Genomic DNA, 14,288 nt, shown 5'->3' with positions numbered 1-14,288 from the left:
GATGCGCGGCAGGGAACCCGTAGCCTCACAGAAGCGGATGAGCCCGTGGTGTATTCCCCGGCAAAGTTCGGCCTTCTAACTACATATAAAACATGATCAAAAAACCCATCCAGATCCGCCAACGCCTCCTCGGTAAAGGAGACGGGCAAATTTCTCATGGGCGCCAGGTCCGTCGGACCTCAAGGAGCTTTGCCTCCATCCGTCTGCGAACTTCGTCCAGGGGAATGGTTGGCCTCGGATCATCAAGGGCTTTCTCGATGGCAGCTCTCACATGGGCCGCATAGTCTGCATCATTCAGCCAGTCATCGCCGACTTGACGCTCCTCGTCCCAGGACAGCGTTTCAGGCTCGGCAAACGTGTCACCACCCTCGCCTGTACCGTCCGGCTTTGCTGCTGCCTTCGACATCGCCATCACTCCGTTACCGGTATATTAGCACGGCATGGAAAGCGTTCAAGCCTTACCATTCCGGCTTGGGCTTGGCGTTGCCGAGGCGTCCGTCGAGTTCTTCGGCCTGGCTCTCGGTCAGGCGAAGATCGAGCCGGACGGAACCGTCTTCCAGGTCCTCGCGCTCGTCGACGACGGCGTTGGAATAGATCCAGGGCAGGAGCTTCATCTTCTCCGGAGGCAGGATGACGGTGGTTTCCGTCATCACGCCGGAAAGCCGCTCCTGAACGTCTTCCAGCAGCGCATCGATGCCGGTGCCGGTAATGGCGGAGACGGCCATGGTATTGGGCGTTGCGGCGGCCTTCTGGGTCAGGGCTTCGGCCGCTTCCGGCTCCAGCTTGTCGATCTTGTTCCAGACCTCGATCAGCCGTTCGGCCCGATCCTTCTCGTCGATGCCGAGATCCCCGAGGATGCGGTAGACGTCCGCCGCCTGCGCACCGTTGTCGGGGTCGGACATGTCGCGGACATGCAGGATGATGTTGGCCTCGAGCACCTCTTCCAGCGTCGCGCGGAAGGCGGCGACCAGGTGGGTGGGAAGGTCGGAAATGAAGCCCACGGTGTCGGACAGGATGACGGTGCGGCCATGGGGCAGCTTCATGCGGCGCAGCGTCGGATCGAGCGTGGCGAACAGCATGTCCTCGGCCAGCACCCCTGCCCCGGTGATCCGGTTGAAGAGCGTCGACTTTCCGGCATTGGTGTAGCCGACAAGTGCCACGATGGGATGGGGAACCTTGCGGCGCTTGGCACGGTGCAGCTGGCGGGTGCGTACGACCTGTTCGAGCTCGCGCTCCAGCCGAACGATGCGCTCCTGCAGCAGTCGGCGGTCGGCCTCGATCTGGGTTTCACCGGGACCGCCCATGAAGCCCGCGCCGCCGCGCTGCCGCTCGAGGTGGGTCCAGGACCGGACGAGGCGGCCTTTCTGGTAATTGAGATGGGCGAGATCGACCTGCAGCGTGCCTTCCTTGGTGGAAGCGCGCCGGCCGAAGATTTCCAGGATGAGGCCCGTCCGGTCGATTACCTTGGCGTTCCATTCCTTTTCGAGGTTCCGCTGCTGAACCGGTGTCAGCGGATGGTCGACAATGACAAGACCGGCATTGTGCTCGTCGAGCGCCTGCTTGATCTCCTCGATCTTGCCCGTACCGAGCAAAGTTGCCGGTCGCGGCGCGGCGACCGTGACGATCGTGCCGTCCGCGATGGTCAGATCGATGGCGCGGGCAAGGCCGATCGCTTCCTCGAGCCGGCTTTCGTTGGAACGTTGCGGCGGCTGAGGAGCGGCATCCGCGGCGGGAAGGCCGCGCTGCGGCCTTGCCGGCTGCTTCAGCACAGGCACCACCACGATGGCGCGCATGTCGTCGCGATGCTTCTCGCCCTCGGGGATGATCGATTCGGTCTTGGTGTCGCGAATGGTTATGGGTCTTGTCCTGTCAGAATGGTGTGCCGCGCCAATCGGTGGCGGGCGGCTTGCGAAACAGAGATGGGAGTGCGGCAAGCCATGCGCAATAGCCAAGCCGCGCTGCTTCACGATAGCAACGCGGCTTCAGGCAGTCGAGATCCCGAATATCAGGCGGATTGTTCTTCCGACTCGAACATCTGCATCGGCTGACCGGGCATGATGGTCGAGATCGCATGCTTGTAGACAAGCTGCGAATGGCCGTCACGGCGAAGCAGGACGCAGAAGTTGTCGAACGAGGTCACGACACCCGTCAGCTTCACACCGTTGATGAGGAAAATGGTAAGGGAGATCTTCTGCTTGCGAACCGTGTTGAGAAAAAGGTCCTGCAAGTTCTGAGAACGTTCCGCCATAGCGCCGATTCTTTCTTTCGTTCTTGCCGGTCGTCAGACCGGTGACTTTCGATGTCCATCCCTTGGACCGCGCGAAGCCCCCCGCGCTTTTTTCGGTCCCCGCGATCTGAGTATCAAATCGCCGTCTTTTCCGCAATGTCGAAAAAGGCCTCGCGGATTTTCTGTGAGACGCTTCCGGGATGGCCGTTCGCAATGGTCTTTCCATCGAGAGAAACCACGGGAAAACATATACTTGTGGCTGCGGTGATGAAAACCTCGCGTGCGTTCAGCATGTCGTCCACGGTGAAGTAGTCCTCCCTCACCTCGATGCCGAGCCGGGCCGTTATGTCCATCAGCGTGGTGCGGGTCACGCCGCGCAGGATGCCCTGCTCGGCGGGGCGGGTGACGAGACGGCCTTCCTTGTCGACAATCCAGACATTGGTTGCGGCGCCCTCGGTCACGCGGCCCTGGCTGTCCACATAGATCGCTTCCTGCGCGCCCGCCTCCTTTGCGGCCTGCCGGGCCATGCAGTTCGGCAGCAGCCCGACGGTCTTGATGTCGACCCGCTCCCAGCGGTTATCGGGCACGGTGATGGCGGCGATGCCGTTGGCGTTCTTCCGGGCGATGATGGAGGGATCGGTGCTCTTGGCCGTCACGACCACGGTCATCGGCGTATCGGGGCTGGGATAAACATGGTCGCGCCGCGCCCTGCCGCGCGTCACCTGCAGGTAGAACAGCCCGTTGCGCACGCGGTTCCGCCTCAGAACCTCCCGGATCACTAGGGTCAGCGCCGCCCGGCTCATCGGCATCGGCATCGACAGCTCGCCCAGCGACCGCTCCAGCCGGTTCAGGTGGCGGGTCAGGTCCACGATCATCCCGTGACGGACTTCGCAGACCTCGTAAACGCCGTCCGCGAACTGGAAGCCGCGATCCTCCACATGCACCGCCGCCTCGTCATGGGGCTGGTAGCGTCCGTTCACATAGGCAATCCTGGGCATTGTGGCCTCTCGAAGATGGATATCGGGGAATGGGATGGCGGGCGTCCGGTCAGACGCCCAGCGACTTCAGCTTGCGGTGCAGCGCGGAGCGCTCCATGCCGACGAACTCGGCGGTGCGGGAGATGTTGCCGCCGAAGCGGTTGATCTGGGCGATCAGGTAATCCCGCTCGAACATTTCCCGCGCCTCGCGCAGCGGCAGCGTCATGATGTGGTAGTCGTTGTTGCCGGAGACCTTTGGCAGCATGTCGCCGAGATCGGTGGGCAGCATGTCCGCCGTGATCGGCGTGTCGGGACCATCGGTCTGCGCAAGAATCATCAGCCGTTCGATGTTGTTGCGCAGCTGGCGGATGTTGCCCGGCCAGTCATGGGCCTGCAGCACCGCCATGGCGTCGTCGCCGATCTTGCGGGCGCGGATGCCGGCCTGTTCCGATATCTGCCGCATGAACTGGTCGACAAGGAACGGAATGTCCTCGCGCCGTTCGGCAAGCGGCGGCACCTTGACCGGCACAACCGCGAGCCGGTGGAACAGGTCTTCCCGGAACGTGCCTTCGGCGATCTTGCTCTCGAGATTGTAGGCGGTGGACGAGATGATGCGCACATCCACCTTCACGCGCTTGGAGCCGCCGACGCGCTCGAACTGCTGGTCAACAAGAACGCGCAGGATCTTGTTCTGCGTCTCGCGCGGCATCTCGCCCACTTCGTCGAGATAGAGGATGCCGCGATGCGCCTCTTCCAGCGCCCCGATCTTGCGCGGCTGTCCGGGTCCGCCCTCGGTGCCGAACAGGGCAATTTCCATGCGCTCGGGCGTGATGGCGGCCGCATTCAGGGCCACGAACGGTCCGGCTGCACGGGACGACTTGCGGTGGATCAGCCGTGCCACCAGCTCCTTGCCAGAGCCGGAGGGCCCGAGGATCATGATGCGGCTGTTGGTGGGCGAAACCTTCTCGATGGTCTGGCGCAGCTGGGACACCGCAACCGAAGTGCCGATCAGCTCCGCGTGGTCGCCGGTGCGCCGCTTCAGTTCTGTCACTTCCTTGCGCAGCTTGGAGGTTTCGAGCGCCCGTTCCGCGACCAGGATGAGGCGGTCCGCCTTGAAGGGCTTCTCGATGAAATCGAAAGCACCGCGCCGGATGGCGGAGACAGCCGTCTCGATGTTGCCGTGTCCTGAGATCATCACCACCGGCAGGTCCGGGTGGCGCGCCTTGATTTCGTCCAGCAGGGCAAGCCCGTCAAGCTTGGATCCCTGCATCCAGATGTCTAGAAACACGAGACGCGGCACGCGGTCGGAAATGGCCGCCAGCGCGCTGTCGCTGTCATGGGCGGTGCGTGTCTCGTGCCCCTCGTCGGAGAGAATCCCAGATACGATCTCACGGATGTCTTCTTCGTCATCCACGACCAGAATATCAGACGCCATCGGCCACTTCCTTGTGTCTTGCTTCCTCCGTTCCGGCCGCCTCGCGGCGCGGCAGGAGGACACGGATCATGGCACCGCGGCCATGATCGAATTCGGGGGGAGCGTCGTGCAGCTCCAGCTGCCCGCCATGCTCCTCGATGATCTTCTTCACGATGGCGAGGCCAAGGCCGGTGCCCTTCTCGCGCATCGTCATGTAGGGTTCGAGGATGCGGTGCCGGTTCTCGACCGGCAGCCCGCGTCCATTGTCGATGATATCGACGGTGTAGAGATCGTGCTCCGCATCGAAGCTGGAGCGCACCAGCACCTTGCCCTTGTCGCGGCCATCCTCGCCGAGAACGGATTCGATGGATTCCACCGCGTTCTTGATCAGGTTGCCAAAGGCCTGGCCCAGCATCCGCCCGTCGAAAAGACCGAGCTGAGGCGTATCCCCGAACTGCTGTATGAAATCGATCTGGCTTGCCCCCACCTCGCGCAGGAACACCGAGTCGCGCAGGATTTCGCGCAGGTCAGATTCCTGCTTCGTGGGCTTCGGCATCCGGGCAAAGGCGGAGAACTCGTCGACCATGCGGCCGATATCGCCCACCTGGCGAACGATCGTGTCGGTGCACTGGTCGAAAACGGGGCGATCCTCCTCGGACACCAGCTTGCCGAACCGACGCTTGATGCGTTCGGCGGAAAGCTGGATGGGAGTGAGCGGGTTCTTGATTTCATGGGCAATGCGCCGCGCGACATCCGACCACGCGGTGGAGCGCTGGGCGATCACGAGGTCGGTGATATCGTCCAGCGTGATGACGTAGGAATCCGATTTGTCGTGCGCTTCCTCGCGGGTCACCTGCACCGATAGCGTCCGTTCCTTGCCGGAGCGGATGAGATCGATCTGCTTGCGGTAATCCGCGCGCGCCCGCAGCGCGGCTTCGGTGAGTACGGCATCCACTTCGGGCGCGATGTCCGGCAGACGGCTGCCAATCAGATCTTCGGCCTTTCGCCCAAGAAGGATTTCGGCAGACGGATTGACGATCGTGATCCGCCGGTCTTCCTCCACGCCGATGACAGCGGCGGTGACGCCGGACAGCACGGCCTCGATGAAGCGGCGCCGGTCGTCCACCTCGTCCTTTGCCTCGAGAATCTCGTCGCGCTGGGTCCGGATTTCGCTGATCATCTTGTTGAAGGTGCGCGAGAGGCTGCCGACATCGCCATCGGCTGCCCGCACCGGCACCACGACATTCAGGTTGCCGCTCGCCACGCTGTCCGCGGCACTGATGAGAAGGCGGATCGGCCGAACGATGCGGTCCGCAATCGCGATCGCGGTCCAGATCGCGGCGAGAAGCACGATCAGCGCAAAACCCAGATAGACGACGGCGAAGGCGACCTGCAGCGACGTGCGGTTTGCCTCCATGGACTTGTATTCGGCGGAGTTGTCCTCCACCTCGCGCATGGCGCGCATCACTTTCGGATCGACGGCCCGGATGGTGTAGAGATGGGCGCCGGTGATATCCTTCAATTGCAGGATGGCACCCACAAGGTTGGTTCCGCCCGGAGGAATGAGCGTCGGCTGTCCGGCGACGGAGGAAGCGAGCGCATCCTTGGGAACCGGTGGCAGGGGGCTTTCCGTCTTGATGTTGGCCTGAACCATCACCGAGCCGTCATCCCGCAGAAGGAAGGCGCCGAGCATGCCGCGGCCCCTCGCCTGCCGTGTCAGCAGTTCGACGAAGCCGTTCCGGTCAAGGCTGAAAAGCACGCGGTTCCGCTCGAGATCGTTCGCCATCGAAAGCGTCTGCCCCTGCAGATAGGCCGCATTCTCCATCACATAGGCCTGGGCCACGTTCATGGAGTTGTTCACGATCGACTGGGTGCGGATCGAGAACCAGCGGTCGAGCCCGACATTCAGAAAGATGCTGGCAAAGATCGCGACCAGAATGGCGGGCGTGATCGCGACGATGGAGAAAAGCGCAACGATCCGCACGTGCAGCCGCGCAGCCGCCCGCCCCTTGAGCCGCGCCTTCCAGAGCCGCCCGATCTCCCGGACGATCAGGAAGATGAGGCCGATGATGAACAGCGAGTTGAGGCCAGCCGAGGCAATGACCACGGGACGGGTGGGTGCAAGAGGCGTGAGGCCGAGCAGCACGAAAAGCGTCAGCACCGCGCAGATCAGCGCGCCGGCGGCAAGCCCGAGGCCAGGAATGGCAAAACGGGCGCGCCGGTCCTGGGCCGATCCCCCCGCTTCGTCCTCAACCAATGGCGTCAGCATTCTCATCCCCCAGCCGCGGTCATGCGGCAGCATGCGAGATGCGCCCCTGACGTTACGGTCATTACGTCACGCAGCGTGACCCACCCTTTCCGGATGAATCAGCCTGCGCGACCGTTGCTTTCAAGCAACGCATTGTGGCGAAAATGCAACGCCTCCGCCCGGCCTGTCAAGCGTTGCGGGCATCTCGGTACACGGATATGCCGAGATCGCGGATCTTCTTGCGCAGCGTGTTGCGGTTCATGCCGAGAAGGTCGGCGGCACGGATCTGGTTGCCGCCGGTGGCGGCCAGCGCCGCCATGATGAGCGGGTGCTCGACCTCGACAAGCACACGGTCGTATAGCCCCGGAGGCGGCAGGTCGTGGCCGAAGCTGGCGAAGTACTTGCCCACCGCCTGCTCTATGCCCTGGCGGATAGAAAGCTGGCCTTCCTTTTCCGGCGCGCGCTCCGCCTGAACGGGGGAGCTCTGCGGCGGGTGGATTTCCGCATCCACGATCTCGCGGGTGATGATGTCCTGCGGGTACAGTGCCACCAGACGCCGGACGAGGTTCTCCAGCTCTCGCACGTTGCCAGGCCAGTCATAGGCCTTCATCGCTTCGAGTGCAGAGATGTCGAAGCGTTTCGAGCCCAGGCCTTCGCGTTCGGCGACAAGCGCGAAATGGCGCACGAGATCGGGGATGTCCTCGCGCCGGTCGCGTAGCGGCGGCAGCCGGAGCGGTACCACGTTCAGGCGGTAATAGAGGTCCTCGCGGAAAAGCCCCTGCTGGATGGATTGCTTGAGGTCCTTGTTCGTTGCCGCCACGATGCGCACGTTGGTGCGGATCGGCGTGCGGCCGCCCACCGTCATGTACTCGCCCTGCTGCAGCACGCGCAGCAGGCGCGTCTGTGCATCCATCGGCATGTCGCCGATTTCATCGAGGAAGAGCGTGCCGCCCTCGGCCTGTTCGAAGCGGCCGCTCGAGCGTGCCTGCGCGCCGGTGAAGGCGCCCTTCTCGTGGCCGAAAAGCTCCGACTCGATCAGGTCCCGCGGGATGGCGGCCATGTTGATCGCGACGAAGGGGCCCTTGCGGCGCTTGCCGTAATCATGGAGGGCGCGCGCGACCAGCTCCTTGCCGGTGCCGGATTCCCCGGTGATCATCAGCGTGAGGTCGGTCTGCATCATGCGCGCGAGCACGCGATAGACCTCCTGCATGGCGGCCGAACGGCCGACCAGCGGCATGCCGTCCTGATTGTCCTCTTCCGGTGCTTTCTGCACCTTCTTCGGTTCGGCCAGCGCGCGGCCGATGATGGCGATCAGTTCTGTGAGGTCGAAGGGCTTCGGCAGGTAGTCATAGGCCCCCTTTTCAGACGCCTTGATGGCGGTCATGAAGGTGTTCTGGGCACTCATCACCACCACCGGCAGATCGGGTCGCGCCTTCTTGATGCGCGGCAGCAGGTCGAAGGCGTTTTCGTCCGGCATCACCACATCGGTCACCACCAGATTGCCTTCGCCTGCGGCCACCCAGCGCCAAAGCGTGGAGGCATTGGAGGTGACCCGCACCTCGTAGCCCGCGCGGGAAAGCGCCTGGTTCAGCACCGTCCGGATGGCGGCGTCGTCGTCGGCGACTAGAATGGTGGCACTCATCGGGAAGCTCCCTCGGACATGTCTGTCATGCTGTTCTCTGCGGTCTTGAGCGGCGGTTCGTCAGCCATGCCGCCGCGGGACATCGGCATCAGCACCCGGAACACCGTCTTGTTCGCATGGCTGTCGCATTCGATGATCCCGCCGTGATCGCCGATGATCTTCGCGACCAATGCAAGACCCAGGCCAGACCCGTTGGTCTTTGTGGTGATGAAGGGATCGAAAAGATGCGGGAGCAGGTCTGCCGGCACGCCGGGCCCGTTGTCCTGCACGCAGAATTCCAGCGGAAGCGACACCTTCTCCTGACTGCCCGCAACCGAGAGGCGGATGCCCGGTTTATAGGCAGTCGTGAGCATGATTTCACCATTCGGGCGGTTGCCGATGGCCTCTGCGGCATTCTTCACCAGGTTCAGAAACACCTGAATGAGCTGGTCGCGGTTGGCAAAAACCGGCGGCAGCGAGGGATCGTAGACCTCGGCTATGCGGATGTGCCGGGCAAAGCCGGCCTGTGCCAGCGCCTTCACATGTTCCAGCACCGAATGGATGTTGACCGGCGCGCGATCCACGGGCCTCTCGTCGGAAAACACCTCCATGCGATCGACCAGTGAAACGATCCGGTCCGTCTCGTCGCAGATCAGCCGCGTCAGCGCCCGGTCCTCGGAGGAGACGGACATTTCCAGAAGCTGGGCTGCCCCGCGGATTCCGGAAAGCGGGTTCTTGATCTCGTGGGCCAGCATGGATGCAAGGCCGGAAACCGAACGTGCCGCGCCGCGATGGGTCAGCTGGCGGTCTATCTTGTCGGCCATGGTGCGCTCCTGCACCACCACAACCACCGAACCCGGCTCGCCGGGAACGGGCGCGGCATAGATGTCGACCAGCTTGTCCTGGCCGATGCGCGGAGAGCTGAGATCCACCCGGTATTCGTTGACCGGCGAACGCCGCTCCCGCACCTGATCGAGCAACGACAGCAGCGGACTGCCGAAGGGCACGAAGGCCGCGATGTGGTGGCGCGCGAGATGGGCGGCGCTGGCCGCAAAGAAGGCTTCCGCCTCGCCATTGGCAAAACGCACGATGCCATCCGCGTCGACCATGATCACGGGGTTGCGGATGGCGTTGAGAACGGTCGCGGCCATCATGTCGTTCGACGTTTTCGGATCGCTCATGCGGCCTCCGGTCTCGGTTCTCTGTGATGATCGGGATTGGAAAGCGCGGCGTGGAAAAGCCGTGCGGCAAGGGCAGCGTCCCGCTCGGTCATCAGCCGCGCCTTCTCCGCCGGCGGCAGAGCGGGCGCATGGCGCTCCAGATACCAGCCGAGATGCTTGCGGGCATGGCGCACCGCCACCTCGCGGCCGTAGAAATCCAGCATCGCCTCGTAATGCGCCAGCGCCAGATCCGGAATGGCCTGCCGTTCGGGTGCTGCGGCTCCGGCAAGCGCACCGGCATGCCAGGGCCTGCCCTGACAGGCGCGCCCGACCATTACCGCATCGGCCCCCGAGAGCGCCAGGATCGTCCGGGCATCCTCGATGCTCTCCACATCGCCATTGGCAATCAGCGGAATGCGCACCGCCTCCCGCACGGCGCGGATCGCCGCCCAGTCCGCCCTGCCTTCGTAAAACTGCATCCGAGTTCGGCCATGGACGGTGACGAGCCGGACGCCCGCCTCTTCCGCCCGCCTTGCGATCAGCGGCGCGTTGATCGAGTTTTCGTCCCATCCGAGACGCATCTTCACCGTTACCGGCACTTTGACCGCCTTAACGGTCGCCTCTATCAGGCCCAGCGCATGATCGGGATCGCGCATCAGCGCCGAGCCGGAATAGCCGCCGGTCACCTTCTTGGCCGGACAACCCATGTTGATGCCGATGATATCCGCGCCGTTCGCCTCAGCAATCCGGGCCGCTTCCGCCATCCAGTGCGCCTCGCGACCGGCAAGCTGCACCATGTGCGGACGGATGCCGGCGCCCTTGAGCCGCGCCCAGCTTTCCCCATGGTTATGTGCAAGCTCCCGGCTCGCGACCATCTCGGTCACGACCAGACCCGCGCCCCATTTCCACGCGATCTCGCGGAACGGCAGGTCCGTGACACCCGACATGGGCGCCAGAATGACCCGGTTGCGGATCGGCACGGAGCCGATGGCAAAGGGATCGGAAAGGTTCGGTAGGCTCAAGGGACGCTCGCTTTGCATATTCTTGAGGCAGTGATTTGCGCTGCATTATTTTTAATCATCAAAGCCGCGCGCTGCCAAGTGAAAATCCGCCCACCGGCCGAGCCGCTGGTCAAATGCTTCCCGAGCGGTTAAACCCGCGGCAAGCGAACCACAAGCAACCGGCACCGCAAGGCTCCCATGTCGCAGAAGCATTCCAACGGCATCGTCATCGTCGCAGCAGGGCGCGGAGAGCGGGCCGGATCGTCCCATGAGGGTCCCAAACAGTACCGGCGGATCGGCGGCAAGGCGGTCATTGCGCACTCGCTGGAGGCGTTCCTGTCATGGCCGGGCACGGGACCCGTCGTCCTGGTCATTCATCCAGACGACGAGGCCCTTCTCGATGTCGCGACGGCTTCGATCGCCGGCAGGCGGGACTGCATCGTGGTGCACGGCGGGGCAACCCGCCAGCAAAGCGTGCTGAAGGGGCTGGAGGCGCTCGCCGGCCGCGGCGTCACGCACGCCTGGATACAGGATGCCGTCCGCCCCTTCGTGGATGCGGCGCTGTTTGACCGGATCGAGGCAAGCCTTGCGGATGGAGCCAGCGGCGTGCTGCCGGTCATGCCGGTATCCGACACCCTGAAGCGCGGTTCGCCGGATGGCGTGGTGGTGGAGACGGTCCCCCGCGCTGGCCTCTTTGCCGCCCAGACGCCGCAGGTCTTCGCCCTCGATGCCATCCTCGATGCGCACCGGCGCGCGGCCGCAAGCGGGATCGGCGATTTCACCGACGACGCCTCGATTGCCGAATGGGCGGGCATACCGGTGCGGCTCGTCGAGGGCACGCCGGATAACATCAAGCTTACCGTGAAAAGGGATATCGCCATGGCGGACGAAAAACTGGCGCGGGCAGCGCTTCCCGACGTGCGTACCGGAAACGGCTATGACGTGCACCAGCTCGAGCCCGGCGACGGCGTGACGCTCTGCGGCATCTTCATTCCCCACGACCAGAAGCTGAAGGGCCATTCGGATGCGGATGTGGCACTTCACGCCCTTACCGATGCCTTGCTCGCCACCTGCGGGGCGGGCGACATTGGCGATCATTTCCCTCCCTCCGACATGCAGTGGAAAGGCGCACCCTCGCGCATCTTCCTCGAACATGCCGTTCGTATCGTCCGCGAGCACGGCGGCACCATCATGAATGCCGACATCTCGCTGATCGCCGAGGCGCCGAAGGTGGGGCCGCATCGCCAGGCCATGCGCGAGAAGCTTGCGGAAATCCTCGGCATTTCGCTCGACCGTTGCTCCGTGAAGGCAACGACCAACGAGAAGATCGGCTTCATCGGCCGGCGGGAAGGAATTGCGGCCATCGCCACCGCCACCGTCGTTTACGGGAGGGGCGGCGCATGAGCCTCTTTCCTGAAGATATAGCCTCTGCGGCGCGCGCGATCATCGCTGACTATGCCGGCAAGGCATGGATGATCGCCACGGCGGAAAGCTGCACGGGCGGGCTGATCGCAGGCGCGCTCACGGATGTGCCGGGCTCCTCGGCCGTCGTCGATCGTGGCTTTGTCACCTACACCAACGAAGCGAAGATGGACCTCATCGGCGTCCAGCCCGAGGTGCTGGCGCAATACGGCGCCGTTTCGCGCCAGACTGCGCTGCAGATGGCCGCCGGCGCACTTCGCCGCTCCCGCGCCCATGTCTCGGTTGCCGTGACGGGCATCGCCGGCCCCGGCGGGGGCTCGGACGAAAAGCCCGTCGGCCTCGTCCACCTTGCCGCCCGCTGCCGTGACGGCAGGCTCCTCCATCGCGAAATGCGCTACGGTGACCTCGGCCGCGACGGCATCCGCCTGGCGACGGTGAAAACCGCCCTGGAGATGCTTGCCGAACTGGGCTGACTGCGGGCGGTGCAGAGTGTTGGTCCGGGGGACGCGCACCCCCCTCTGTCCCTGCCGGGACATCTCCCCCTCAAGGGGGGAGATCGACTTCTCTTTTCTGACTTCCCCAATAAAAAGCGTCTGATCCGCAGAAGCGGATGCGAGGGACTTGCCCAAGAAACCCCAGCCCGATCTCCCGCCTTGAGGGGGAGATGTCCCGGCAGGGACAGAGGGGGGTAGCGGTGCTCCGAATTCGACGCGTGTGCAGCCTGCCGCAACATCATGCTGATGTCCTGCCACTCAGATCGTGGCATAGACCTTTGCCGCCCTTGCCTCGAAGGCTTCGGCGAACATGCGGAAGGCGCGGTCGAACATGGAGCCCATGAGGGCGCCGAGGATGCGGCTCTTGAATTCGTAGTCGATGAAGAAGTTCACCGTGCAGCCGCCCTCGCCGTCGGGCAGGAACGTCCACTTGTTGTTCAGGTACTTGAACGGCCCGTCGATGTACTGGACGTCGATGCTATGCTGCTCGCGGTTCAGCAGCACCTGCGTGGTAAAGGTTTCGCGTATCGCCTTGTAGCCGACGGTCATGTCGGCGACGAGAAGCTGCTTGCCGTCCCGCTCCTTGCGGGAACGGACGGCGAGCGCCTCGCAGAGCGGCAGGAACTCCGGATAACGTTCCACATCCGCCACCAGATCGAACATCTGGTCGGGCGTATGGGGCACCTTACGCTGGCTTTCGAATTTCGGCATGGTTTCTTCCGTCCGCCGCCCTCAGGCGGCAGCTCCGGCCAGTTTCTTCTCGCGCGCCGCCTTCAGCCGGGCGAAATCGTCACCGGCGTGGTGGGAGGAGCGCGTCAGCGGGCTCGCCGACACCATCAGGAAGCCTTTCGTATAGGCAACCGTCTCGTAGGATTTGAACTCGTCCGGCGTGACGAAGGAGACGACGCGGTGATGCTTGCGGGTGGGCTGGAGATACTGGCCAATGGTGAGGAAATCCACGTCCGCCGTCCGGAGGTCGTCCATGAGCTGGAGCACTTCGTTGCGCTCCTCGCCGAGGCCGACCATGATACCCGACTTGGTGAACATGGTCGGATCCAGCTCCTTCACGCGCTGCAGCAGGCGGATCGAGTGGAAGTAGCGCGCGCCGGGACGAACCGTCAGGTAATTGCCCGGCACGGTTTCGAGATTGTGGTTGAAGACATCCGGCTTGGCGGCCACGACGCGCTCGAGCGCACCGGGCTTCTTGAGGAAATCGGGTGTCAGGATTTCGATTGTCGTCGTGGGCGATGCCGCGCGGATGGCGAAGATCACCTTCTCGAAATGCTCGGCCCCGCCATCTTCCAGATCGTCTCGGTCGACCGAGGTGATGACCACGTGGGAGAGGCCCATCTGCTTCACGGCCTTGGCGACGTTTTCCGGCTCGTCCAGATCCAGCGGGTTCGGCTTGCCGGTGGCCACGTTGCAGAAGGCGCAGGCACGGGTGCAGATTTCGCCCATGATCATGAAGGTCGCGTGCTTCTTGTCCCAGCACTCGCCGATATTGGGGCAGCCCGCCTCCTCGCACACCGTGACGAGCTTGTGCTCCTTCACGATGGAACGGGTTTCCGCATAGCCCTTCGAGGTCGGCGCCTTGACCCGGATCCATTCCGGCTTGCGCATCACCTCCGTATCGGGCCGGTGCGCCTTTTCCGGATGGCGAACGCGCTTTTCCGCGGTTTCGGTGCCAATGGTATCGAGGATGGTGACCATGATGCTGTGACCTT

General features: G+C 63.8%; 13 protein-coding genes. 2 read left to right on the top strand and 11 right to left on the bottom strand.

The window, feature by feature from the left end; genetic code table 11:
* Positions 1 to 154: 154 nt before the first annotated feature.
* The 9 genes from GGR23_RS09435 to dusB all read right to left on the bottom strand — a co-directional run bounded on the left by GGR23_RS09435 (position 155) and on the right by dusB (position 10,687).
* A complete protein-coding gene (locus GGR23_RS09435; protein ID WP_210296918.1) occupies positions 155 to 406 on the bottom strand; it encodes an antitoxin PaaA2 family protein in 252 nt (83 codons plus the stop codon).
* A 52-nt stretch (positions 407 to 458) separates the two neighbouring features.
* Positions 459 to 1,793 carry a GTPase HflX gene (hflX, locus tag GGR23_RS09430; protein ID WP_246365255.1) on the bottom strand — a complete coding sequence of 445 codons (1,335 nt, stop codon included), beginning with the start codon at positions 1,791 to 1,793 and terminating at the stop codon, positions 459 to 461.
* 212 nt (positions 1,794 to 2,005) lie between these two features.
* The gene (hfq, locus tag GGR23_RS09425) at positions 2,006 to 2,248 is read right to left on the bottom strand and encodes an RNA chaperone Hfq (protein ID WP_183365959.1); all 243 of its coding nucleotides are present in this window, start codon (positions 2,246 to 2,248) and stop codon (positions 2,006 to 2,008) included.
* Between the two features lie 113 nt (positions 2,249 to 2,361).
* On the bottom strand, positions 2,362 to 3,225 hold the full coding sequence (locus GGR23_RS09420) for a D-amino-acid transaminase (RefSeq protein ID WP_183365958.1): 864 nt from the start codon (positions 3,223 to 3,225) through the stop codon (positions 2,362 to 2,364).
* Between the two features lie 49 nt (positions 3,226 to 3,274).
* Complete coding sequence (gene ntrX / locus GGR23_RS09415) at positions 3,275 to 4,639, bottom strand: nitrogen assimilation response regulator NtrX (protein ID WP_183365957.1); 1,365 nt, start codon at positions 4,637 to 4,639, stop codon at positions 3,275 to 3,277.
* On the bottom strand, positions 4,629 to 6,893 hold the full coding sequence (locus GGR23_RS09410) for a sensor histidine kinase NtrY-like (protein WP_183366373.1): 2,265 nt from the start codon (positions 6,891 to 6,893) through the stop codon (positions 4,629 to 4,631). The genes ntrX and GGR23_RS09410 overlap by 11 nt, the downstream gene beginning before the upstream one ends.
* A 160-nt stretch (positions 6,894 to 7,053) precedes the next feature.
* On the bottom strand, positions 7,054 to 8,508 hold the full coding sequence (gene ntrC, locus GGR23_RS09405; protein ID WP_183365956.1) for a nitrogen regulation protein NR(I): 1,455 nt from the start codon (positions 8,506 to 8,508) through the stop codon (positions 7,054 to 7,056).
* Positions 8,505 to 9,668, bottom strand: a complete 1,164-nt coding sequence (locus tag GGR23_RS09400) for a two-component system sensor histidine kinase NtrB (protein ID WP_183365955.1) — start codon at positions 9,666 to 9,668, stop codon at positions 8,505 to 8,507. The genes ntrC and GGR23_RS09400 overlap by 4 nt, the downstream gene beginning before the upstream one ends.
* The gene (gene dusB, locus GGR23_RS09395) at positions 9,665 to 10,687 is read right to left on the bottom strand and encodes a tRNA dihydrouridine synthase DusB (RefSeq protein WP_183365954.1); all 1,023 of its coding nucleotides are present in this window, start codon (positions 10,685 to 10,687) and stop codon (positions 9,665 to 9,667) included. Before dusB ends, GGR23_RS09400 begins: the two co-directional genes overlap by 4 nt.
* A gap of 159 nt (positions 10,688 to 10,846) precedes the next feature.
* On the opposite strand from dusB, the gene GGR23_RS09390 reads away from it, so the two are divergent.
* Both GGR23_RS09390 and GGR23_RS09385 read left to right on the top strand, forming a co-directional pair.
* On the top strand, positions 10,847 to 12,052 hold the full coding sequence (locus GGR23_RS09390; RefSeq protein ID WP_183365953.1) for a bifunctional 2-C-methyl-D-erythritol 4-phosphate cytidylyltransferase/2-C-methyl-D-erythritol 2,4-cyclodiphosphate synthase: 1,206 nt from the start codon (positions 10,847 to 10,849) through the stop codon (positions 12,050 to 12,052).
* The gene (locus tag GGR23_RS09385) at positions 12,049 to 12,543 is read left to right on the top strand and encodes a CinA family protein (RefSeq protein WP_183365952.1); all 495 of its coding nucleotides are present in this window, start codon (positions 12,049 to 12,051) and stop codon (positions 12,541 to 12,543) included. Before GGR23_RS09390 ends, GGR23_RS09385 begins: the two co-directional genes overlap by 4 nt.
* A 279-nt stretch (positions 12,544 to 12,822) precedes the next feature.
* On the opposite strand, the gene GGR23_RS09380 is transcribed toward GGR23_RS09385, so the two are convergent.
* Both GGR23_RS09380 and lipA read right to left on the bottom strand, forming a co-directional pair.
* On the bottom strand, positions 12,823 to 13,275 hold the full coding sequence (locus tag GGR23_RS09380) for a type II toxin-antitoxin system RatA family toxin (RefSeq protein WP_183365951.1): 453 nt from the start codon (positions 13,273 to 13,275) through the stop codon (positions 12,823 to 12,825).
* A gap of 21 nt (positions 13,276 to 13,296) precedes the next feature.
* A complete protein-coding gene (gene lipA / locus GGR23_RS09375; protein ID WP_183365950.1) occupies positions 13,297 to 14,274 on the bottom strand; it encodes a lipoyl synthase in 978 nt (325 codons plus the stop codon).
* Positions 14,275 to 14,288 lie beyond the last annotated feature (14 nt).

The sequence above is a fragment of the Gellertiella hungarica genome (assembly GCF_014197145.1).
GTDB lineage: Bacteria > Pseudomonadota > Alphaproteobacteria > Rhizobiales > Rhizobiaceae > Gellertiella > Gellertiella hungarica.
This window is presented reverse-complemented; position numbering and strand designations above follow the sequence as displayed.